Genomic DNA, 22,632 nt, shown 5'->3' on the forward strand with positions numbered 1-22,632 from the left:
TTCTGTGCCCGGCGATAGAATACCGATTTAATTTTACACGGTGCGCATCAACAAAAAATCTTGTATGCAATGTCACACTTTGGTGTGTCTTGCTGACCCAGTTTTGATTAAATCATGTAAAAACAACTAATTAATCAACGCGCCAATGCAGTCATCGGTGAGGAATACCAACTCGATTATTTGGTTAGTCGCCTCGATACCAATCGCGTGCTCGAAAAGCAGCCACTCCTCTTTTCTGAGCCGATTAACGCCTACATAGTGCTATCAAAAAAATCTCACCATGCGGAGGCAGTCGCTCAGCTCAGTAACACAATTGCACAGATGATGGATTCTGGGCAGATTGAATCGATGAAGCGTGATTATTTACGTCCTAATGAGTGAGCGTCTTTTGATACATGGTAAGGCAGTCTTCTGCGATCACTTGCTCTTCATCGGTCGGGATCACCCAGACCCCGACTCGACTCGTGGTGCTCGAAATACAGGATTGGCTGGCTTGATTCGCCTCGCCATCTAAATCCACTCCCAGCCACTGGCAATGGGCCGCTACCTGCTCTCGTACTGGCGCGGCGTGCTCGCCAATCCCAGCAGTAAAGACAATATGATCTAACCCACCTAACGCTGCTGATAAACTGCCAATCTCACGCGCAATACGATAGCAATAATGTGTGATCGCTTGCTGCGCTCTGGGTCGGTCACTATTCAGCAAGGCACGCATGTCACTGCTAATGCCAGACAAGCCTAGAAGCCCTGACTCCTTGTAGAGCAACGTCGTCACCTCGTCAGTCGTCATTCCCTCTTGCGCAATCAAATGTAGCACCAAGCCCGCATCGATTGATCCGCAACGTGTCCCCATCGGTAAACCTTCCAGCGCCGTAAATCCCATGGTAGAAGCAAGGCTAGTTCCGGCTTGAATTGCACATAAGCTCGCACCATTCCCCAAATGCGCCACAACCACACGCGCGTCATGGTTAAAATCAGGGATAATGGTTGGCAAGCGCCGCGTGATATAGTCGTAAGAAAGGCCATGAAATCCGTAACGCTGAAAGCCTCGATCGAACATCGCGTAAGGTAAAGCGAATTGTTTTGCTTCGAGCGGCTGATGAGCATGAAACGCCGTATCAAAACACGCAATCTGCACTAGATCAGGCAATCGCTCGCCAAGTATCTTAATTGGGGCAAGGCTGTAAGGTTGATGCAAAGGTGCAAGCGGCGTTAACGCTTCCAACAAAGCCACTTTTTGCTCATCCAGCTGAGTCGCTTGATGGAAGTGCTGACCGCCATGCACGACTCGATGCCCAACGGCGATAATCTCGTCCAACAGCCCTTGGCGCTCTAACCAGATGAGTAACGACGCGACAGCAGCATGATGATCTGGCGCAGAGCCCGGGGAGACCGCACTGATCCCCGACTTATGACGGGTCATGGATACATCATAGCGATCGGTCCCAAGCCCTGAAAACTGCCCCTTCACTAAAACATGAACCGATGAACTGGGCCCCGAATCCACGGGGCCCGCTGTATCAAACAATGCAAACTTTAAGCTCGATGAGCCACTATTAATCACTAGTATTTTACCCATTGCACCGCCTAGACTCGGGTCTGTAATGTCTTTCTTTGATGCTCAGCCAATAATAAAGCTAACGCACTTGATGCAATTCGGGTGAGTGCATCATCCGCACGGCTGGTGAGCATAATGGGCACGCGTGCGCCCACGACAACACCCGCGCCGGTAGCATCAGCAAGATAGCTCAACTGTTTCATCAACATATTGGCCGCTTCGAGGTCGGGTGCGACGAGAATGTCCGCACAGCCTGCCACGGTGGAGTGAATATTCTTGGTCGCACGGGACACTTCAGACACCGCACTGTCAAACGCCAGCGGCCCGTCTAATTCGCCCCCAATAATCTGGCCGCGCTCTGCCATCTTGCACAACGCCGCCGCGTCCAAGGTGGAGTTAATTTTCGGGTTAATGGTTTCAACCGCGGAGAGAATGGCCACTTTAGGGTTGGTGTTGCCAATTGCATGGGCTAGCTCAATCGCGTTTTGAATAATATCGCGCTTTTGGGCAAGGCCTGGATAAATATTAATCGCCGCATCGGTAATAAAGAGAGGTCGCGGGTAGGTCGGCACATCAAATGCCATCACATGACTCAGGCAGCGTTCTGTTCTCAGTCCACCTTCACGCTTGACCACTTCATGAAGTAACTCGTCAGTATGCAATGCGCCTTTCATTAAGGCTTCAATCTCACCAGAGCGTGCCATCGCAACAGCTTTTTCAGCTGCTGCATGGCTGTGCGGTGCGTCGACAATGTCAAACTCACTGATATCCAGCTCGGCTTTGTCCGCGGCGGCCATGATTTTGTCGTGAGGTCCCACCAAGGTAGGAATGATTAATTGCTGTTTTGCCGAAGCCACTGCGCCACGGATAGCACTGTCATCCACCGGGTGAACCACGGCCGTGCGCATAGGATCAGGATGATCCGCCGCAGTTAAGATAGCATGTAGCTGCCCGCGTTCCGTCAGACGGATTTCGGGGAGCACAGCTCGCTGGCGCCGGACTTTCTTTGTGGGCGCAAGCACGCGTGCCTCGCCATCAATCACTACATCACCACGTTGGTTTTCACATCGGCAAGCGAACACAATGTGGTGACGTTTATCGTCCATTTGATCAACACGAACGGCAACGCGCAGCACGTCTCCCAGCATCACGGGTGCTTTAAACGCCAGTGTTTGGCCAAGATATACGGTCCCCGGCCCCGGCAACTGTGTGCCGAGCACCGTTGAGATCAGTGCACCGCCCCACATCCCATGAGCGATGATCTCTTGGAAACGGCTACTTTTGGCAAAATCATCATCCACGTGGGCCGGATTGACATCCCCTGACATGATGGCAAACAGCTTAATGTCTTCCATGGTCAGGCGCTTTTCTAAAAAGGCTTCATCGCCTACAGAAATCTCATCGTACGTCTTATTCTCGATGACCTCCTCGTTACGTGTCCCTGTCATAGTGGACTCCTTCAATGAATCGAATCAGTCGGGTAGTAAACGCTAATTAAAAACGTAAGTGGTGTCCGGCGTCTACGTAATGGGTGAGCCCGGTCAAAGCACGTCCCGCATCTGAGGCAAGATAAACTACTGCGCTCCCTACATCTTGCACCGTGGCTAAGCGACGCAATGGTGAACGCGTTTCACCGTCGGCGGCTAGGGCCTCGAATTCTTTAAGTCCAGACGCAGCACGGGTACGAATCGGCCCCGGTGAAATAGCATGGACGCGTATACCCTGCGGCCCCAACTCTGCTGCTAAATAGCGGGTGGCCGATTCTAAGGCGGCTTTTACCGGTCCCATCATGTTGTAATTATCCACCGCCTTGTCTGCCCCATAGTAGGACATATTAAAGAGCGCGCCGCCTTCTGGCATCAAAGGCTCCGCGCGCTTCGCCATCCGAATAAATGAGTGACAAGAAATATCCATTGCCAGTGAAAAGCCATCGCGTGAGCAATCCACCACACGACCATGTAAGTCGTCGAGCGGTGCAAAGGCGATAGAGTGAACCACAAAATCTATCCGCCCCCATTTTTGTTTGGCACGCTCAAATAAGGCATCGAGTTGGGCATCGTCTTGGACGTCACAAAGCATCAATTCCGGATCCCCCATCTCGCCGCGTAAAGGCTCAACGAAACGCTCCGCTTTCGGTGTACCATAGCTCACCAGCACCTCTGCGCCGGCTTGCTGCAATGCTTTTGCACAGCCAAACGCGATACTGTTCTCATTGGCAAGTCCAGCAACAATGCCGACTTTACCTTCAAGTGAGAATAGATTGGTCACAGTGTTCTCCCTACCTTTGTGTTGCAAGATTGGTTTAGTGCTCACTCAGCATTGAGTAATTGCACTAAACGGACTGAAAAATTTTATTTCAGTCGCAAGTTTTCAATTTAGACCCAAATCAGCGGATGTAGCAAAAGTCACGAAGAGAATAAGACGCATTTTACGCCAAAAAGGCAGACAGGTTTGCTAATTTTTGATGACAAACAAAAACGGCCACGTATTAGAACAGAGTCAATGCTCTAGTCAGATCAAGGGTACACCATGGACTAAATACAAAAACGCCACCGACAAGGCGGTGGCGTAATAAGGATTTGCTTAACAGAATTTAGGCTAGTTCTGCCATCACACATTTTGCGAGATCGGCAGGACGGTAGTAAACCGACTTCATGACCTTACCTTCACGGATTAATTTACCTTCGACCGTGACATCTTTGGCACACTTGGCAATAATGCCATCGGCCTTAGGGCTGGCGACCACATCAATGCCTTTGTTGGCATAAAATGCTTGGGTATCTGCAAATTCACCTTCGTTACGGCAGACTTTACTCATGTTGCTGCTGTGCACTTCATCCCAACAGGTCACAAAGTCAATACCGAGACGATTAGCGATTTGCAATAATATATCAATGAGGTAGCTCACCTCTAACTGGTCACGGTATCCGCGTGAGCCCATCTGCACTGCACGGCCCATCAGTACATACACGCTATCAACAATGGCATCTACCTGTTCAACCAATGAGTCCGCTTCCGCGAGCTCTGTCATTTCTTCCACCGCTAACGCCGTGTGCAGATCGTCCGCTTTATCGTCCAATGACACAGCATCGTTACAAGGAAGATCAAACGTGTTACGAAACGCTTCGATATCACGATAAAGGTGGTCGTATAGCGCTTGATCAAGAACAGCAAATTTCATTTCTCGGACCCTTTGATAAACAAATACGCATGATAGCCATGCCCGTACACAAGGGGCCATACAATAGCACTGCTTGCGGATGGATAAAATCGCTTGATCGGAAACTTTACGTTCGTCCTCACCTAGCGCACAAAATTCATTCAAGGTTTCGATACGATTGCCGTTAGCTTCTTATAATGGTGACAATCAGGCTTAGGCTTGCAACCTGTTAAAAGGATCTGACGATGAAAAAACTGATGCCGCTTGCCGTACTATGCACAAGCGCGCTGCTCGCAACCAGCGCAACCGCTCAAACCTCTCCGCTTAGCATTGGTGCGAGTGCCAGTACGACGAGTGTAAAATATGCAGGACAGACAGAAACCGGCCATACGTGGGAAGCGAACGGCACGCTCAGACTAACGGAGTACAGCAGCTTGTATACCGGGTACGGTCAAACCACCGCAGATTTTGAAGACAGTAATGGAATAGAGAGAACACTAAAGACATCATACATTCCTCTTAGTCTCCAGTTCACCGTACCAGGCGAAATGGGCAGCTTCTATTTGCGTGGTGGTGCCAACTACTACCGCACGGAGTTTGGCAGTGAAAAAGACATTGGCTGGGGAGCGACAGGAACGGTTGGGGTCAAGCTCAATACAACCACAGGGCCAGGGCTAGCCTTCGAACTGACCTATGCCGACCGCGGTGATGCTGAAACCAGTTCAGTGACCGTCGGTACCAGTATTGGCTTTTAAATCATAGTTTCTCGCAAGCGGTAGATACGCCGCTTGCGGTGTCTCAACTAGACATGGCGCTCCGTCGTAGTAATACATGGTGATACCATCGGCGCCGATGTGTACATGCGTCAAACTCACTGTGCTAGCATCCTCCCGGTGCATGCACACTGACGTACTACCGCGCTCGGGAAAATGGCTGCGGTGATACGCCAATAGTTGCTGTCGGGTCGGTACTGTGCCACTCATTTGCCTTAAATAGTAGGTTCGCGTGTTGGTAGTGGTTTCAATATCAATTGCAGAGGAAACTACCGGCGGCTGACAGTCAACACACCGCAACGTCTGACCGTTCCATCGCCAAGCCCGAGGAACAACCTCCGAGCCGTCTGTCTTATCTGATAGGCCATCGACTGCAAAACCGAGCAGCAAAAAGGGAGCAAAGTCGCACAACGCATCGATTGGCAGCGCGTTCGCCATGTCATCCAAACCGGTGCAAACCGCTAACGCTTTGACCAACTGCCCGCGGCTTAATCGTGGCGCAACCGTTTGGGCATGCTGGTAATCATTCAGTAGACAGACAATCACGCCAAACTCGTTGGCTGCAATCCATGTCCCCATACCGTCTGGGTCGATAGGCATCAATACCTGAGTCTGATCAAGTTGATAGGTCTTGGGCGGTAGCGCACGACTACGGCCTCGCGCTTCATCACGATTGAAGAACAGGTCTATCCCATCCTGTGAAGCCTGCCAAGTTAGCGTGCACATCGAAGCTGATCTCGCTCGTAGCTTGCGGTCGCAGCCGCGACACCAATATGTTCATCCAAGACTTCGCCGAGTTCATAGGCGGCACTGCGGATCATAGCAAAATGATGCGTGGCATGACTGGCGACCACAATAAGCTCGCGCATCAATGTGGTAGAAAGGCACACCGTATTGGTGGAATATAAGGTCACTTGGGTAGAAATATGCACGGGGCGATGCAGTTGTTGATGAGAGAGAGACTGTAACCACTCGGCAAGCCATTGCCACTCTTTGCGTGCCATCTGCCGGTCGTGCTCAACCAGATGCCCACGCCGACGCCTATCGGCATCGATATCACCACAGGCTTCCCCTTGTTTGAGTGCCACATACACATCAAGCGCATGACGCATATGCTGACCAATGGTGCTAGTAAAGCCATCGGCCTTCTTTTGGCTGTACGTGGTATCTGAGAGGCTGTCGAGGAGCTTCTGCGCTTGGCCAATCACGTCTAAGTTGCCGCGAATCACGGCGCGATCTTCTTCGTTAAGAGAACAATGCATACTCATCACCTTAGTACAGTTTGACAGTCAGTGGGACCTGTCATCCTGCGCTTTCCTGATCCCATCCATACCTAGCAGAAGTCATGCCGTTTAATCAGTTTGTGGATAGCGCGCCATCCATTGTCGTTCCTCGTGCCAAGCATTCAGCAGTACCCGTAACGAGGGCGGTGTATAACCTTGCCGCCGCCACGCCGCGCCAATCCGGTAAAGGTGGCGATACTGGCTCATCAAGGCACGTACTGCTTCGCAATAACTGCTGTCACTGTCCCAGATATGCGCAGGCTCGCTACTGGCACCATTGATTTCCACGATGCACAACGTCTCTCCTTTCATTAGCGACGGAATGTCGCGAAACTTGATATCAAAACGGCCAAAGTAAAAACCATCAATGTCGTTGGCAATCTCGTCCATCTTTGCCCGCAGTTCAGGTGTCACATAGTGGGCGCCCTGTTTAAATAACGCACCTCGACAGTGGCTACCAGAAAATGCCAAGGTCACTCGCTCTCCCTTTGCGATCACCGTATCGAGTCGGTGTTGATGACGAGCATGGTATAAGTGGGCACGTGCACCAATATCCGCATGCTGTTCAATCAGCGTTTTTAGCGTAGACACCCCATCGCCTATCACTGACGGCAAATACTTTAACCCCAAAGAGATAATCTCACCGGTCGCTTCTCCGGGGTAACGCAGGTAAAAAATCCCCGCCTCAGCAGGATAAGGGGCAAGCGCTTGAAAAATAATCTTACGGTGGGTTGGGAAGGCCTCAATGTAACGATGCAGTTTGCGCTCACTATCGATGTATTGCACACCGGCGCCTCGGCATCCTTTATCCGGTTTAGCAACCAATGGAACACTAATCGCTTGTTGCGCCAGCTTGTGCTGCAGTGACAACAGACATGTTGAATCCACACCTTCAGGCTTCTGCCAACACACATAAGGGGCGATATATTGGTGCGCCACATCCCCTGCAAGTGCAAAAATATCTGATTTCGCCTCCCCCACCATGCCAGATAAAAAAATGCCAGGGTTGGCCAATAAAGGGACAGTCACACTGCGGTAGTAGGCAGCAAGTACGATAGATTGCGCGACGACAGGGGTATAAAACGCCCAAGCGGGTAAGAATTCAAACCACCCCGACGTGCGTACAACAGGATAATCTGGCATACCCGTTTGTCCGGTCAGTACCGATTTAGGCTTGGTCATACTGCCTCTTTGTTAATTTTGGCAATGCTCTGCGGCGTAAAAATCGGTTCACCAGCACCAGTCCAACGGCTGCGACTAAAAACGCCCAGCCAGTCAGCTGCCGCTCTGCCAACCAAGGATTATGCTCAATCTCAAACGCTCCCCAGAAGATCAATACGGTCCAGCACGCTGTCGCCACACCAACCGCGAGGGCAAATATCCCTACCGAAATGGAGAGGAAACCACTGAGGCTATAGGCGACGGTCCGTAAACCTGGGATAAAGCGGATTAGGAATAAGTTGAGGAACCGTTGACGGCGGAGTGCATGGCGCGCTTTTCTTACCCCTTTTTGCGTCAGTAAGCGAGCCCGTAAACCTCGATACCGCCGCGCATAAAGACCCAGTAAGTACAAAGCCATATCACCGCTGGCAATGCCAATAAAGATTGCCAATAACGCAGACGGCCACGGCAGCAAGCTCTGTACCGCAATATATGCCGCCAACGCGATAGCAGCGTCTTCTAGTAAGTATGACGTGGCAATAATAAGAAAAAATAAACCCAGCGGCGACCATGTCGCCAAACTGGGTATCAAACTCTCGATCATCGGCGAACTCCTCTCTATTAAACATAGACAGCAGATAGCCACACTCGCCGACAAATGATTAGAAAAACGTGATTACATACCGCCTGCAACATCAAAGAGGCTGCCGGTTGAGTATGAGGCGCTGTCCGACAACAGCCAAGCGATCATCTCGGCCACTTCCAATGTTGAGCCCCCTCGCCCCAATGGAATATTGTCCGCGACGCGGGCGACGCGATCAGGCTCACCGCCGGCGGCATGCATATTGGTATCAATCGGGCCCGGGCGCACAGCATTAACACGAATACCTTCGCGTCCAACTTCTTTCGCCAAGCCAATGGTTAACGTATCAAGTGCAGCTTTCGTCGCCGCGTAATCAACATACTCGTTTGGCGAGCCAGTTTTTACCGCAGCAGACGATACATTAACAATCGCCCCGCCACGTCCACCACGCGATTGCGACATACGTAAGACGGCTTCACGGCAACACAAAAACGCACTGGTCACGTTGGCCTGAAACATCGCGTTGATACGCGCCGCATCCATCCCACTGACTGCAGACTGAGGCTGCATAATACCGGCGTTATTGACCAGCGCTGTGACATTACCCAAGCGGTTATCCGCTTCGCTGAACAAACGTGTTACGCCTTCCTCGGTCGAGACATCGGCTTGAACCGCAATTGCGTTTACACCAATGGCTTGGAGTTCATCAACCAACTCAAATGCGGATTCACTGTTGCTTAGATAGTTAATACAGATGGCATAGCCACGCTGTGCTAACAACTTTGCGGTCTCTCGGCCGATGCCGCCACTTGCCCCGGTTACAATCGCAACTGGATTCATTGCTACTCCTTTTCGCTTAATCCGCAGACACAGGCGGATGATACCCCATTCTCACCGCTCCCCAGTGTCGACCACCGACAAAAAGAGGAACAGACAAGTCATGCATCACTTCACCTGTGTCACGTTTATAGGTCTGCAACAGCATGGTATCAGTATGTTGCCCACAACGCCTACCTGTTCGGTCATCAAATAAGCGTTTTGTACGGTTACCGGCGATATCTTGCGCATAATCACCGGTAAGAGGCTGACAAAATCGCTGATTATGTGTAGGTACATAGCCATTGGTATCATTCGCAATCACATAAACAATGTGGTCATCTTGCTCTAAAATCGGCTCTTGAATGGGGGGTAAGAGGCGATCACAAAAGGCATCAAAACGCGTGGTATATTTTTGCGGGTCCGTATTGGCAACAGGTTGATACTGACGGTCAAACAGATCGGATTGGCTAATCGTGCCACTGCGAACCGCCTCCTCAAAGGCCTCTTGAATACGATCACGACACGCACAGGCGGCAGCAAAGAAACGCTGGTGAGGGCTGGCATCCGATAGTTCTGCAAATACTGCATTGGTCATCTCGGCAGTATCCATCAAGCTCTCCGCTTCTTTGGTCAATGCACTCACTTGCTGATCACTACTCTCCAATCCGCTTCGCACTTGCGTGAGTGATGCAGCGATTTGTTCTAAGCTAGCACTGTTAGTGCTCGCCCCCTCAGCAATTTGTTTCACCGCCTCTTCTACAGTATCGGCACTGCTAGAAAGCTGCTGTAATAGCTGACCCACCTTTTCGACATTACTGGTTCCAGTATCCACATCTGTTGAAAGCGCTTGAATATACTCCATCACCTCACCAGATTCTGTCATGATCTGACGAATGATACTTGCAACTTCCGTAGTACTTTCAGAGGTTCGTTGCGCAAGTTGGCGGACCTCATCGGCGACTACGGCAAAGCCTCGCCCCTGCTCGCCGGCACGTGCGGCTTCGATAGCTGCATTGAGCGCCAACAGATTGGTCTGCTCTGCAATTGCATCAATAACGTTGGCGACATCACTGACCTTATTCACGTTGGCATCTAACGCTTGAATGCGTGTGAGTGTGGTCGCTGTTTTTTGGTTGATTTGGCGCATTTCATCAATCGACGCGCTCAACTGATGGTATCCCTGTAAGCTTTGCTCACGCATTGCGCTAACTTGTTCCACCGCATCGGTTTGCGCTTGGCAATTTTGTGCTAAGGTTTGCTCGATATGCTGTGCTGTATCAGTAATTTCCACCACAGCCGCGTACTGCTCTGCAAGGCGCGTATTGAGAATATCAACCGAATGCGACACTTCCGCCGCTGCCATCGCATTGGTCGTGGCACGATTGGCTAAACGTCCGACGGTTTCCACCGGTAAGGCATGCGTTTCAGACTCTTTCTCATCATCCATTACCTTTTGGCCATGCCGTCTTTCCAACCAAACCACCAGCATGCTGAGCAATGTTTGTAACCCCAAGGCAACGAGCATCATTGCGGTGGAGATTGGCGCCGTGAGCCAGAGTCCAAACGCAATGATCACCGTTATCATCGCCATCGGGACGATCATCTTTATCAGCGGAACTGTATCCTTGTTTGTCATTCGTCACCTATCCCTGTTAAGTCATTCGCCATCTGTGGCTATATTCTGTTGCCATAACTAAAACATCCGACTATGTCTCACCTTACTTTTGTACATAATTTCATACTAATTACATGCTTTTTTTGGCAAATTCGGTGAATGAGATCAAATTTAGACCAAAGCCGTATAGGCCAAAAATAACTGAGCTCTCACACAGTTGGAAAAACCTTGTGTTCCCATCTTAATCACGTAAAAGTGGTCTAAGCTGACCATAGGTTGTTGTTATTAACGAGAGACTCATGATTTTTAGTCGGCGAGTACGTCAATCTACCCATGCATTTTTGGCGCTTGCAGTCACTGGCTTTACCCTCGTGTGGTTTTCACTTGCCGTCCTCCCCGACAGCGAGCAATTCGCCATCATCTGGTACGCCTCCGCAGCCGGTGCTTTTATGCTCACCTGCTATCCTCGCTATGCGTGGCCGATTGGTCTGCTTGGCTTCGTTGTTGGCATCTATTATGCCGATACCTTAATGGGCATCCCCCCTTCACTGAGTGTTAGTCTGGCCTTGGTCAACGGCTCGACTGCCTTGTTGGGGTGTTTTCTATACCGCACCATGCGGGTGCGTTTTGGCAATGCCTTGGAAGGCATGTGGCCGTTTATTCGCGGTATCGGGCCCACTATCGTGCTGTCACCATTGCTCGGTGCGGTTTTAGGTGCCAGCGTACTCTCCTTTCACGACGCGATGCATGTCGACTACGCCCTAGGACGCTGGTATCTAAGCGAATTGATCGGCTTTGTTGCCCTCTTTCCACTCTTGTTAGTGATCAATGCCGAACGCCGTTCTAAACGACAAAATGCACTGATAGTTCACACATCACCCAGCTATTTATTAGCCAGCTGTGTGGCCTTATTCGCACTGATCACTGCGGTGCTCTACGCTATTCCTTATCCATTTATCGCATTGACTGGGCTCTTTTTCCTCGCCGCCACCTTACAAAGCCGTTTGATTGGCCTGAGTACGATCGCGTTGGCGGTATTAAGCTTTGACGTGCTGAGTGCAATGGGGGTATTGACCTTTCACCTAGAAAGTAGCTACCAAGCCTCCATCCCCATGCTGGCCACTGCTGCGAGCACGCTCGTTATTGGGGTATGCATGACACAACTGGCTTATAGCTATCGCCAGCATCAACGCCAACATACTCAGCAACACTCCTTATTGACTCAGGCCATGCACAATTCATTAATTGGGATGGCGATTCTCGACTCTCGCGGCTATATCCAAGATATCAACCAGAGCCTTGCAACCTTTTGGGGCTACCGACAGCCCAAACTGCGCGGCGTCCATGTTTCTCGCTTTACCCGAGAGGAAGATCAAGATGAGTTGAAAGCCTATTTAAACGAGCTGATCATTGGAAACATTGACAACAAACGGATGGAGAAGCGCTTTGTCCGCAGCGATGGCTATGTTGTTTGGGGGCGGCTCTCTGTCACTGCAGTGCGTGACAAACACGCCGGACACGTTACCCACCTGATCAGCCAAGTGGAAGACATCAACCAACTGAAAGCAGCACAGCGCGAACAAAAACGTTGGCTTGCGCGCTGGCGGTTTGCACTTGATATCAACAAACTCGCGGTGTTCGAATTAAACACCCAAACTGGCTTACTGATCTTTTCTGATTGGTCTGCCCCATTGCTCGGCATCCAAGCCAAGAAAATTCGCACCTATCCCGCTTGGCTCGCACGCATTCATCCCGAAGACCGCCCTGCACTTGAACAAGCTATGAAGCTGCTTGTTGATGGGCATACCGAGCGTGTTATTGAAGTATTCCGCTTTCAAAATGCATCAGGTGAGTATCGTTACCTTCGCCAATCATCCGCGCGCCAAGACGATGATCCTCAAACCGTACTCAGCACTGCAATTGATATTACCGAACAGTACTTAGCAAATGTGCAAAACGATACGCTAAGACGACGGCTAGAAGCCGCCACACAAGCAGCCAACATCGGGATTTGGGAATATCACGTACAAGAAGACCGCCTCGAGTGGGATTCACAAATGTATCAGCTCTACGACATTGCGACAGGCGCCGGCTGTGAAACACTCGCTACCTGGCAACAACATATGCATGGTGACGACTTGCCACGCGTTCAGGATGAACTCGCGCAAGCCTTAGCCAATCTGGCACAGCTTGATACGCAATTTCGTATCATCGATCGGCAAGGGCACACGCGGTATTTGCGTGCCTTAGCGACGACGCAATTTGATGATAACGGCCAGCCCATCCGCATGATTGGTGCCAATTGGGATAATACCGAAATTAATGAACTGAACGCCACGCTTGCCACCGAGCGTGAACAACTCAATGTGGTGATGAACTCCATCAACGATGGCGTGATCACAATGGATGAGAAAGGGCATGTGGTCTATCTCAATAATACCGCCCTAAAACTTGCCAATTATCGTGAGCAAGCTCCGATTGGCCAATCGGTCGATGATGTGTTTTATCTTTTCCATCATGGAGAGCCCGTTCGCTTATCGTACCTTAGTGAACAACAGCTCAAAACGCATTTCGAAACCCATATTCAAGATGCCTACCGACTCGTGCTCAATGATACCAAACAAGTGTATATTTCTGTCGCCATCTCACCCTTGTTAGGTGATAACGAGCAACAATCACATCGAGGTTATGTGGTGGTATTGCGAGATGTGTCAGAGCAGCACGCCTTAATGGCACAGCTCGATTACAATGCCAACCACGATCCTTTAACCCAACTACCCAATCGACGCGCATTTGAAACCATGATGGAACAGCATCTGGTGCAGGCGAGAACGCTGAACATACCCTCTGTCTTGGCGTTTATCGATCTCGATTTATTTAAAATTATTAATGACTCGGTGGGCCACCACGCGGGAGACGAAGTGCTGTGCCAAGTCTCCCAAGCCTTAGCCGATAATATTCGTAGTGACGATGCGGTCGCACGGCTAGGCGGGGATGAGTTTGCGATACTGCTGACCAATTGCAATATGCATGATGCTAAACGCACGATCAAGGCGCTTATCCATCGCTTAGAACAATTATCCTTCCCATATGGGGAGCGTATTTTCTCTATCAGTGCCAGCGTTGGACTTGTCAATGTCACCGATAATGCATTGTCCCTTTCTGATTTGATGAGTCGTGCAGATGTGGCGATGTATTCAGCCAAATCCGCAGGCCGCGGCCAGATCGTGGAGTACGATGATATTTCAGGCTCAGCACAAGGGCGACATAATGATATGCAAATGGTCGGTAAAATTACCCGAGCGTTAGCGGAAGACCGATTCACACTCTATGGCCAGCAAGTTGCTCCCGTTGAAGGGCCAACAGTCGAACACTGGTACGAGTTACTGGTCCGTATGGTGGATACCGATGGTAGCATTGTCAGCCCTGGGGAATTTATTCCCGCCGCAGAAGCCTTTGGCCATATCCGCGAGATTGATGAATGGGTAGCGAATTATGTCCTGACTACTCGCGCAAAAGAGCTCGCAGATTCTGGGCTAAGATTCAATATCAACCTGTCTGCCCATTCGATCAGTGACCCCAATTTCCAGGCCCGACTCAAGCAATTGGTCGCCGAGTCCATCTTCCCCACCGATAGGCTATGTTTTGAGATCACGGAATCGGCGCTGATCAGCCATCTTAACTCTGCGATTTCTTTCGTTGACGAGCTGCGGGCCTATGGCGCCCATGTGGCGCTTGACGATTTCGGATCAGGACTATGCTCCTTCCACTATCTCAAACTGTTTAACGTCGATGTGGTCAAAGTTGATGGCCAATTTGTGGCAAATTTGGCCGACAAGGAAAATAGAATTGATCGCGTGATTATCGAATCTATCGTCAGTATCTGTAAGACGATGCAATATAAAACCGTGGCTGAATGGGTCTCTGATGAAGAAAAACTCGCCTTGGTCAAAGACATTGGCATCGATTATGTTCAGGGATTCTTAATCGATCACCCTACGCCACTCGATACATTACTTGCCAAACAAGCATTGCAGAAACAAAAAGATGTTTGATGGGGTTGCGTGATGCCGAAAAGATAGGCAATTTAAGCGTTTTTGCTTGGACTGCCTGTTATGAATCAATACACGCTTGCGGGGTGTGGCGCGATCCTACTGTGGAGCAGCAATGTCGCCCTGATTCGCCACGTGACCGAACTGCTTGGCCCTTTGGGTGGCGCTGCTGCTATTTACTCTATCGCAGCGCTCTGCTTAGTACTTTTTGTCGGGACACCTAAACTCAGTGACTTTCCGCGTCGCTACTTGATTGTTGGCGGCGTGTTATTCGTGGTCTACGAATTATGCCTTTCGTTGTCGTTAGCGTGGGCCAATACGCGGACACAAGCGATCGAAATGGGCGTGATTAACTATTTGTGGCCATGTCTAACCGTGTTTTTTTCCGTGCTCATCACGCGTCAAAAAGTCAGTCTTTGGCTTTACCCTGCCTTGATGGTCGCCTTTTTAGGCGTCGTTTGGACCGTCGGTGGCAAACAGGGGGTGTCTTGGCAACATTTAGTCGCCAATATTCACTCTAATCCATTGAGCTACACACTGGCGTTCAGTGGTGCCATCATTTGGGCAATATACTGTAATCTGACTCGCATGAGTGCGCAGGGAAAAAATGGCATCACGTGGTTCTTTATCGCCACCGCCATCACACTCTGGATCGGTTTCGCGCTCTCTGACGCGCCAGCACTTTCCGCTGCTTGGTCAGACGTTGGTTATGTCCTATTAGCCGGTGCGGCAATGGGGGGCGGTTACGGATTATGGAACCTTGGCATCCTTAAAGGCAACTTGGTGTTTTTGGCGACCTTGTCTTATTTCATCCCGATTTTATCGACATTTTTGTCCGCCATTCTTTTGTCGACCGAACTAACGCTCACCTTCTGGCAAGGCGTGACGATGGTGACACTCGGCTCACTGGCCAGTTGGTGGCTGACTCGTGCACCAACCAGCCACAACACACCGAGTACCGCAAAATCGCACTAGTCACACGGTAGTCTCCAGTCGCGTTCGTGACTGGAGACCGTTTACTGAGCCAGCGCCAATGCCGGTGTCGGGGCGCCGTAATAAAGGCAAATACGTTGACCATTGATGTCTTTCACATCAAATTCAATCTCATAAATGCTTTCCATCACCGGCTTCGTCACCACCTCGTTCACCGAACCACTGGCAACCACTTCGCCGTTTTTCATCGCGACCATATTGTCGGCGTAACAGGCGCTAAAGTTGATGTCATGCATCACCACCACCACGGCTTTATTATGGCGATGTGCCAAGTCACGAACCGTCTGCATAATGGCGACAGAGTGGCGAATATCAAGGTTATTTAACGGCTCATCCAAAAAGATGTAGTCAGTATTTTGCGCTACAACCATCGCAATGAAGGCCATCTGGCGCTGGCCCCCACTCAGCTCATCGATAAAGCGGTCTTGCAGCTCCTCCAAACCAAGCTGCGCGATAGCATCATCGATGATCCGATTATCGTCGTCACTTAAACGGCCTTTTGAGTGAGGAAAACGACCAAACGCGACCAATTCACGAATACGAAAGCGCATATTGATATTATTGGACTGGCGCAACACCGCAAGACGTTTCGCCAATGATTCATTGCTCCACTCGGCCAACGGCTTCTCACCAATTAAAACCTGCCCCGCATCACTGTCAGTCAACCGACTTGCCATCGATAACAAGGTACTTTTCCCAGCGCCATTGGGCCCTATGATTGCAGTCACTTTTCCCGGTGGAAACAGCACGCTGGCTTGGTCAACTACCTTGGTTTGCCCATAGGATTTAGAGAGTTCGATCAGTTCAATCATAATGGTTAAAACTTATTTTTGGTCAGCAGGTACAGGAAGTAACTCCCGCCAACAAAGTTGATAATGACGCTGACAGTGGTTTCAAAGCCAAACCACTGCTCAACAACAAACTGACCGGTTAGCAACAAGAACACGGCCAAAATACTGGTAGCGATAATCAAGAAACGGTGCTGATAGCTGATGAACATTTGTCGCGCAAGGCTAACCACAATCAAGCCAAAAAATAGCACTGGGCCGACAAGCGCCGTTGAGACTGCAATCATCACCGCGATGATCATCATCACTTTAAGGGTAAGGCGACGAATATCGACGCCAAGACTAATCGCGTTGTCTTCTCCTAGCCAGCACACATCCAACTGATTGGCATAGCGATAAAGCGCGAGCAAGCACAATGCGAGCACCGGAACACTCATATACACCAAATCACGGTTCGCATTGTTAAAGCTTGCGAACATCGCATCTTGCAGCACCGCAAACTCACTCGGGTCGACCAGCAAAGTAAAAAACTGACTGATGCTGCCAAACACACTCCCCAGCACGATACCAATCAAGAGTAAGGTGTAAATGTTCGCGCGTCGGCGTCGAAAATACAGCGTAAATAAAACCGTGGCGCTAATCGTCATTAAGATCACGCATACCACAAAATTTAAGTACGGATTAATCAGCAATACGCTGGATGCGCCAAACACCACCAGTAAGGTTGTTTGCAACAACATGTACAAGCTATCGAAGCCAAGAATCGACGGTGTGAGAATGCGATTATTAGTAATGGTTTGGAACACTAACGATGACGCCGAAATAGCCACCGCAGCGAGGGCGATCGCCAATACTTTCGGAGTACGACGAGAGAGAAAATAGGCGTAGTTATCCGCAGTAAGGCCATGACCCAGAAAGTATCCAGCGACGGCCAACGTACCGAGGAAGACAAGAGAGAGTTTAACCACATCACGCATTGGCTTTATCCCTCATGACTAAATAAATAAAGACCGCGCCCCCAAGAATGGAAATGATCATTGCGATCGGCACTTCATAAGGAAAAATCAACACTCGGCCTAAAATGTCACAGCTCAACACCAGTACAACGCCCCAGAATGCAGTCCATGGCAGGTTGCGTTTAATGTTATCGCCCATAAATAAGGACACCACGTTGGGAACAATCAGGCCCAAGAAAGGGATCACCCCGACAATCATCACCACAGCCGAAGACAAAAGCGCTACGACCATCACGCCAAACAACACCACTTTTTGGTAGTCCAAGCCAATATTTTTAGCGAAGCTTTCGCCAATACTGGCGGCGCTGAATTGGCTGGCATAGGCGTAAGCAATGGCACAAACAGGCACAGCGACAAATAAGATTTCGTAGTTACCCGACAGCACGGAGGAAAAGTTAGCGACCGTCCACGCCTGCAAGGTCTGAATCAGGTCGTATTTGTAAGCAAGAAACTGAGTGAGCGAAGACACCACGTTGCCGTACATGATGCCAATCAGTGGCACCAGTACCGTATTTTTAAATTTGAGGCGCTGCAGAAAACGAACGAATAACCATGTGCCCGCCATGGCGGTCCCGACAATCATGGCCAAGTCCAGCCACTGGCTCGCGCCGGCAAATACCACCAGCGTCAACACATAACCCAGCAACGCACAATCGATGGTGCCAGTAGTATCAGGCGAGGCAAACCGGTTTTGACAAATCTGCTGCATGATTAAGCCGGCAACACTGAGGCCGGCACCCGCCAAACAGATGGCCAATAATCGTGGAATTCGACTGGTGGTAAAAATGGTCCACGCTTGCGCATCGCCTGCGAGTAAATTTTCAATCGATACGTGCGCCACCCCTATCGAAATCGATAACAGCGCGAGAATCACGAGGACGGGTATAGAAAGGTATTTCACAACACAACTACCGTTGAGACGCTTACAATCACAAAGACCCGGGGAATGCCCGGGTCAATATTAGCCAGTTATTTAGCGGTTAGAGAACGCGATTTACATCGTCGATCATCTTATCCATCGCCGTCATGCCCGCCATGGTGATGTACCACGCCGTTGGGTCTAGATAGCTAATGCGATTATTCTGGTGGGCTGGCGTTTTGTTAACGAGTGGATTATCAAAGCGCGCTTTCGCTTTTCCTACACCTTCCCCGATGGCTTGCTCACGATCTAGCACGAGCAGTACATCCGGATTGGCATCGGCAATATACTCGAAAGAAATCAAGTTGCCATGAGAGCCGGCGACCTCGACATCGTCGCTTTTCGCAGGTTTTAGGCCGAGCTCATCAAACACCATACCAAAGCGGCTTTTCTCGCCAAACATCGCCACTTTGCTACCGTTGCTCATCACCATCAACGCATTAAAGTTATCCGCAGCAGCTTTGTTACGTGTGCTGGCAATTTTGGCATCCATCTTTGCGATGATTGCTTCCACTTTGTCTTGTTTGTCGAAGACTTGACCTAGCATACGCCAGTTTTTCTGCACGCTCTGCCAGTATTGGTTGTAGTCTGCTTGGAACATAATCGTCGGGGCGATTTCTTCCAACTCTTTCATCAGGGAGGCCATACGTGCTTCAGCAATAATCAGGTCCGGCTTGGCCATGAAAATAGCCTCATAGTCCGGCTCTTTTACCGTACCCACCGCGACGTACTTTTCATCTTGGTACTTGTCCGCAAGATAGTCGGGCATCAGTGACTTGACCACACCCACAGGCTCAACACCAATACGATCTAACACGTCTAAGCTACCTTGGCCCAACACGACCACACGTTGTGGCACACCATCTATCTCGATTGTACCCATCGCATGCTCAATGGTTTTTGCCGTAACTTGGCTACCAAATAGTAAAGATGTCGTTAAGATAACAAGTTGAAAAATTGAACGAAAAGCTCGCATCGCTAGTTCCTCATCAAGGTTGATGGCAGCATGCTAGCGCAATTAAAAAACGAAGTCACGAATAGAAGTGAGAATCGTTCATATTTATAATTATATTGATATTGCGCAAGATAAGAGACATCAATCTGTGTTTGCTATCCGAGCAGCGATCAACAGCAAAAGTGACTCAGTGAAGGCTGATGCCTACCTTGATCTGGCGCAAAAGAACTGTTTTTGTTTGCGCCACTATCCCCTCACACACCATCAAAAATGCCTACGTGATCACACGCCATGCTCTGAATGACCAAAAAGCAAGCGATTGCATCGACACTATCAACATATTTGGTAACCATTAGGGGGTATTCGCGGTAATATGCAGATAGTTGTGATCGGGATCGCGCGTTACTAGGGCGTTGTTACATACACTGAGTCCATCTCATCCGGCGCCAGAGCAAAGACAATAAAGACAGTTAGAACTGTCGCAAAATCGGCACCGACATGAGTTTGACTGCACCTAATAAGTTGTTTGAGGGTTACAATGAACGAGATTTTACTTGCGGTCGTCGCTGGTGCCATCGTTGGCTTTTTCTTCAGCGCGATCAAGCTACCACTGCCTGCACCCCCAGTACTATCGGGGATCATGGGCATTGTTGGTATCTACCTTGGCGGCATGGCCTATCAGGCCGTGATCGAACGCTTTTTCTCTTAACTTAAGATAATTGGAGCACATTATGGCTACCCCACATATCAATGCCGCAGATGGCGCCTTTGCTGAAACCGTCCTGATGCCAGGTGATCCACTTCGTGCGCAATACATTGCCGAGAACTTCTTGGAAAACGCAGAGCGTGTCACTGACGTACGTAACATGTTTGGCTACACCGGCACCTATAAAGGGAAAAAAGTGTCAGTGATGGGCCACGGTATGGGTATTCCATCTTGCTCAATCTACGTGCATGAGCTGATCAAAGACTACGGCGTGAAGAATATCATTCGCGTTGGTAGCTGTGGCGCTGTGAAAGACGATGTAAAACTGATGGATGTGATTGTTGCACAAGGTGCATCAACCGACTCTAAAGTGAACCGCACGCGTTTCGCGAACCACGATTTTGCTGCGATCTCTGACTTCCATCTGCTGGAAACGGCAGTAGGTGAAGCGCGCAAACAAAACGTTTCTGTTCGTGTGGGTAACGTCTTCTCTGCAGACTTGTTCTACAGCCCTGAAGCGGATCTGTTCAACACCATGGACAAGCTTGGCATCCTCGCGGTTGATATGGAAGCGGCAGGTATCTACGGTGTGGCCGCTGAGCTGGGCGCGCGCGCACTGACCATTTTGACTGTGTCTGACCACATCATCCGTGGTGAAGCCTTGAGCTCAGACGAGCGTCAGAAATCATTTAACGAAATGATGACTGTATCGCTTGAAACAGCGATCAACCTGTAAGTGTTGATCGGAGGAAACGTGTCTAGCGGCAAACTGCCCCCAGCTGCCGGTGACTTGCAGCTGAACTTTTGTAAAACGCTCACTTGCCCAAACTTTGGGTCCACTGATGAGCAGCATTACTTGGTTCAGCACACCAATCCGACACGCCCAACCTTGGTATGCCGCGAGTGTGGTGCGTTTCCTCCATTGCTCAATAACCACCAAGTGCATGCAGAGCTGATCACTCAGCGCCAACTGCATGCCGATGGTTTATGCGCCTGCACCAACCCAGATTGCGAACATCTGGGCAAACCCGTACTCACCCACCGAGCCTGCTACCATGCGTTTGGCTACAGCGGTGATAAACAACGCTATCGCTGTAAAGGGTGTCAAAGCACCTTCGTCGATCGCTGGTCGGGGGTGAATAAAAAAAGTGAGTTACAGCAAAAGTTGTTGGCTTACCTGTTCACAGGCCACACGGTGCGAGAGATTTGCCGCCGTCTAACGCTAAACCCCAAAACCTTTTACGATCATCTCAACCATATCGCCGCTCGCTGTCGACAAAAACTTGCAGCTTATGATACGCGCTTTTTAGGCGAAACCACCCAAGGCCACCTTGCCAGCGTACACGCGCCCTTGCAGCCACACAGTCAAAATGGCGTGCAATGGCTCGCTACGGGGGAAGCACATAGCGGTTATGTGTTGCTGCAAGACGTGAATTATCATTCGTACGATCACCCAGTGGTCAATGCTCAGCACGATCCCTATCAAGATAATTGTCGATTTATCGCCAGTGCGCCTGATGTCGACCGAAGCGAAACACTCGCGACACCCGAGGGATTACTCGGTCGCGTGGATGCAAAATATCGCGCGGTTTTCGCCCGCTCGAATGTGGAAGACCCGTATACCCAGCCACTACATTTTATCTATCCCAACCGTGGCACATTGATACGTCCACAGTACACAACCTATGCCCACTACCTAAACCTCAAGCCATTATTGGCGCATTGGCAAAACATTGTGGTGTTTTCACCGCAAGAGCCTTTGCTCCGCTCCGCCTGCTTATCAGTCTTTGAAGCTGACATTCGGGATAAACGTGTCAGTCATGTATACGTTGAACAGGACGCATACTGGCAACCTGGTGCAGAGCCTGAGAAAATCGATATCGTATTACTCAGTTGGTGGCGCGATCGCTGGGCGTTTACGCGCAGTGGTGAAGGCACAAAAGCCATTTGCGATCATGGCCAAGCAAAAGGTAAAGAAGCCTACTGGTTAACCCATGCTAGCTGCGATGCATTGAAGAAATATCAGCAACATTTTCATCAGCAATTTGCGCTGTTAGTCAATGAGCCTCGTCGACGTTTACGTCCTGGCGGCCTGCTTCCCCTGCTTGATATTTATCGCGCATGGCACAACTTATGTTGGCAAGACAAGCAGCATCAAACACCGGCTCAGCACCTTGGTTTGACCGACCGACCGCTGACGTTGGCCGATTTACTCCTTTAACCGCGGTTTCCTTTCCATTCCCTTGATAAA

Annotated in this window: 20 protein-coding genes; 6 read left to right on the forward strand and 14 right to left on the reverse strand. The window is 50.1% G+C overall.

Annotated elements, in window-relative coordinates:
• Positions 1-370: 370 nt before the first annotated feature.
• The 4 genes from BZG82_RS07295 to BZG82_RS07310 all read right to left on the reverse strand — a co-directional run bounded on the left by BZG82_RS07295 (position 371) and on the right by BZG82_RS07310 (position 4,739).
• A complete protein-coding gene (locus BZG82_RS07295) occupies positions 371-1,579 on the reverse strand; it encodes an acetate/propionate family kinase (protein ID WP_077765498.1) in 1,209 nt (402 codons plus the stop codon).
• An 8-nt stretch (positions 1,580-1,587) separates the two neighbouring features.
• Positions 1,588-3,006 (reverse strand): bifunctional enoyl-CoA hydratase/phosphate acetyltransferase, encoded by a 1,419-nt coding sequence (locus tag BZG82_RS07300; protein ID WP_077765499.1) that lies wholly within the window; start codon positions 3,004-3,006, stop codon positions 1,588-1,590.
• Between the two features lie 46 nt (positions 3,007-3,052).
• Positions 3,053-3,826: an enoyl-ACP reductase FabI gene (gene fabI, locus BZG82_RS07305; RefSeq protein WP_077765500.1), complete on the reverse strand. Its 774-nt coding sequence runs from the start codon at positions 3,824-3,826 to the stop codon at positions 3,053-3,055.
• 325 nt (positions 3,827-4,151) lie between these two features.
• A complete protein-coding gene (locus tag BZG82_RS07310) occupies positions 4,152-4,739 on the reverse strand; it encodes a nucleoside triphosphate pyrophosphohydrolase family protein (RefSeq protein ID WP_077765501.1) in 588 nt (195 codons plus the stop codon).
• 224 nt (positions 4,740-4,963) lie between these two features.
• Here BZG82_RS07310 and BZG82_RS07315 point away from each other — a divergent pair, with 224 nt between their 5' ends.
• Positions 4,964-5,473, forward strand: a complete 510-nt coding sequence (locus BZG82_RS07315; RefSeq protein WP_077480336.1) for an outer membrane beta-barrel protein — start codon at positions 4,964-4,966, stop codon at positions 5,471-5,473.
• On the opposite strand, the gene BZG82_RS07320 is transcribed toward BZG82_RS07315, so the two are convergent.
• The 6 genes from BZG82_RS07320 to BZG82_RS07345 form a co-directional block, all read right to left on the reverse strand.
• Positions 5,441-6,217 carry an NRDE family protein gene (locus tag BZG82_RS07320; protein WP_077480337.1) on the reverse strand — a complete coding sequence of 259 codons (777 nt, stop codon included), beginning with the start codon at positions 6,215-6,217 and terminating at the stop codon, positions 5,441-5,443. The genes BZG82_RS07315 and BZG82_RS07320 overlap by 33 nt on opposite strands.
• Positions 6,205-6,753: a hypothetical protein gene (locus BZG82_RS07325; protein ID WP_077765502.1), complete on the reverse strand. Its 549-nt coding sequence runs from the start codon at positions 6,751-6,753 to the stop codon at positions 6,205-6,207. Before BZG82_RS07325 ends, BZG82_RS07320 begins: the two co-directional genes overlap by 13 nt.
• 90 nt (positions 6,754-6,843) lie before the next feature.
• Positions 6,844-7,956, reverse strand: coding sequence for a hypothetical protein (locus BZG82_RS07330; RefSeq protein WP_077765503.1), 1,113 nt, complete (start codon positions 7,954-7,956; stop codon positions 6,844-6,846).
• Complete coding sequence (locus BZG82_RS07335) at positions 7,943-8,539, reverse strand: DedA family protein (protein ID WP_077765504.1); 597 nt, start codon at positions 8,537-8,539, stop codon at positions 7,943-7,945. The genes BZG82_RS07330 and BZG82_RS07335 overlap by 14 nt, the downstream gene beginning before the upstream one ends.
• A gap of 72 nt (positions 8,540-8,611) precedes the next feature.
• Entirely contained in the window at positions 8,612-9,358 is a 747-nt protein-coding gene (locus BZG82_RS07340) for an SDR family oxidoreductase (RefSeq protein ID WP_077480341.1), read from the reverse strand.
• Positions 9,359-9,374: 16 nt separating this feature from the next.
• A complete protein-coding gene (locus BZG82_RS07345; protein ID WP_077765505.1) occupies positions 9,375-10,973 on the reverse strand; it encodes a methyl-accepting chemotaxis protein in 1,599 nt (532 codons plus the stop codon).
• A gap of 278 nt (positions 10,974-11,251) precedes the next feature.
• Here BZG82_RS07345 and BZG82_RS07350 point away from each other — a divergent pair, with 278 nt between their 5' ends.
• Both BZG82_RS07350 and yddG read left to right on the forward strand, forming a co-directional pair.
• A complete protein-coding gene (locus BZG82_RS07350; RefSeq protein ID WP_077765506.1) occupies positions 11,252-15,007 on the forward strand; it encodes an EAL domain-containing protein in 3,756 nt (1,251 codons plus the stop codon).
• Between the two features lie 60 nt (positions 15,008-15,067).
• Entirely contained in the window at positions 15,068-15,979 is a 912-nt protein-coding gene (gene yddG, locus BZG82_RS07355) for an aromatic amino acid DMT transporter YddG (protein ID WP_077765507.1), read from the forward strand.
• 41 nt (positions 15,980-16,020) lie between these two features.
• On the opposite strand, the gene BZG82_RS07360 is transcribed toward yddG, so the two are convergent.
• The 4 genes from BZG82_RS07360 to BZG82_RS07375 all read right to left on the reverse strand — a co-directional run bounded on the left by BZG82_RS07360 (position 16,021) and on the right by BZG82_RS07375 (position 19,696).
• Positions 16,021-16,809: an iron ABC transporter ATP-binding protein gene (locus BZG82_RS07360; RefSeq protein WP_077480345.1), complete on the reverse strand. Its 789-nt coding sequence runs from the start codon at positions 16,807-16,809 to the stop codon at positions 16,021-16,023.
• 5 nt (positions 16,810-16,814) lie between these two features.
• Positions 16,815-17,762, reverse strand: a complete 948-nt coding sequence (locus BZG82_RS07365; protein ID WP_077454880.1) for an iron chelate uptake ABC transporter family permease subunit — start codon at positions 17,760-17,762, stop codon at positions 16,815-16,817.
• Positions 17,755-18,702, reverse strand: a complete 948-nt coding sequence (locus BZG82_RS07370; RefSeq protein WP_069586726.1) for an ABC transporter permease — start codon at positions 18,700-18,702, stop codon at positions 17,755-17,757. The genes BZG82_RS07365 and BZG82_RS07370 overlap by 8 nt, the downstream gene beginning before the upstream one ends.
• Positions 18,703-18,781: 79 nt before the next feature.
• Positions 18,782-19,696: a siderophore ABC transporter substrate-binding protein gene (locus tag BZG82_RS07375; RefSeq protein ID WP_077765508.1), complete on the reverse strand. Its 915-nt coding sequence runs from the start codon at positions 19,694-19,696 to the stop codon at positions 18,782-18,784.
• Between the two features lie 517 nt (positions 19,697-20,213).
• Between BZG82_RS07375 and BZG82_RS07380 the strand changes: the two genes are divergently transcribed.
• From BZG82_RS07380 to BZG82_RS07390, 3 genes are read left to right on the forward strand one after another with little or no spacing between them, the layout of a single operon-like run.
• Positions 20,214-20,384, forward strand: a complete 171-nt coding sequence (locus BZG82_RS07380) for a XapX domain-containing protein (protein ID WP_069586728.1) — start codon at positions 20,214-20,216, stop codon at positions 20,382-20,384.
• A gap of 22 nt (positions 20,385-20,406) precedes the next feature.
• Positions 20,407-21,117, forward strand: coding sequence for a purine-nucleoside phosphorylase (gene deoD, locus BZG82_RS07385; RefSeq protein WP_069586729.1), 711 nt, complete (start codon positions 20,407-20,409; stop codon positions 21,115-21,117).
• Positions 21,118-21,135: 18 nt separating this feature from the next.
• The gene (locus tag BZG82_RS07390) at positions 21,136-22,602 is read left to right on the forward strand and encodes a lactate dehydrogenase (protein WP_077765520.1); all 1,467 of its coding nucleotides are present in this window, start codon (positions 21,136-21,138) and stop codon (positions 22,600-22,602) included.
• Positions 22,603-22,632 lie beyond the last annotated feature (30 nt).

This window comes from Salinivibrio sp. PR5 (assembly GCF_001996085.1).
Classification (GTDB): domain Bacteria; phylum Pseudomonadota; class Gammaproteobacteria; order Enterobacterales; family Vibrionaceae; genus Salinivibrio; species Salinivibrio proteolyticus.

Bases quoted from the DNA above. Each gene is read 5' to 3' on its own strand.
- BZG82_RS07300 (WP_077765499.1), bottom strand. From the start codon at position 3,006: ATGACAGGGACACGTAACGAGGAGGTCATCGAGAATAAGACGTACGAT.
- BZG82_RS07375 (WP_077765508.1), bottom strand. From the start codon at position 19,696: ATGCGAGCTTTTCGTTCAATTTTTCAACTTGTTATCTTAACGACATCT.
- BZG82_RS07310 (WP_077765501.1), bottom strand. From the start codon at position 4,739: ATGAAATTTGCTGTTCTTGATCAAGCGCTATACGACCACCTTTATCGT.
- BZG82_RS07295 (WP_077765498.1), bottom strand. From the start codon at position 1,579: ATGGGTAAAATACTAGTGATTAATAGTGGCTCATCGAGCTTAAAGTTT.
- BZG82_RS07335 (WP_077765504.1), bottom strand. From the start codon at position 8,539: ATGATCGAGAGTTTGATACCCAGTTTGGCGACATGGTCGCCGCTGGGT.
- BZG82_RS07330 (WP_077765503.1), bottom strand. From the start codon at position 7,956: ATGACCAAGCCTAAATCGGTACTGACCGGACAAACGGGTATGCCAGAT.
- BZG82_RS07325 (WP_077765502.1), bottom strand. From the start codon at position 6,753: ATGCATTGTTCTCTTAACGAAGAAGATCGCGCCGTGATTCGCGGCAAC.
- BZG82_RS07340 (WP_077480341.1), bottom strand. From the start codon at position 9,358: ATGAATCCAGTTGCGATTGTAACCGGGGCAAGTGGCGGCATCGGCCGA.
- BZG82_RS07365 (WP_077454880.1), bottom strand. From the start codon at position 17,762: ATGCGTGATGTGGTTAAACTCTCTCTTGTCTTCCTCGGTACGTTGGCC.
- BZG82_RS07360 (WP_077480345.1), bottom strand. From the start codon at position 16,809: ATGATTGAACTGATCGAACTCTCTAAATCCTATGGGCAAACCAAGGTA.
- BZG82_RS07350 (WP_077765506.1), top strand. From the start codon at position 11,252: ATGATTTTTAGTCGGCGAGTACGTCAATCTACCCATGCATTTTTGGCG.
- BZG82_RS07380 (WP_069586728.1), top strand. From the start codon at position 20,214: ATGAACGAGATTTTACTTGCGGTCGTCGCTGGTGCCATCGTTGGCTTT.
- BZG82_RS07345 (WP_077765505.1), bottom strand. From the start codon at position 10,973: ATGACAAACAAGGATACAGTTCCGCTGATAAAGATGATCGTCCCGATG.
- yddG (WP_077765507.1), top strand. From the start codon at position 15,068: ATGAATCAATACACGCTTGCGGGGTGTGGCGCGATCCTACTGTGGAGC.
- deoD (WP_069586729.1), top strand. From the start codon at position 20,407: ATGGCTACCCCACATATCAATGCCGCAGATGGCGCCTTTGCTGAAACC.
- BZG82_RS07315 (WP_077480336.1), top strand. From the start codon at position 4,964: ATGAAAAAACTGATGCCGCTTGCCGTACTATGCACAAGCGCGCTGCTC.
- BZG82_RS07320 (WP_077480337.1), bottom strand. From the start codon at position 6,217: ATGTGCACGCTAACTTGGCAGGCTTCACAGGATGGGATAGACCTGTTC.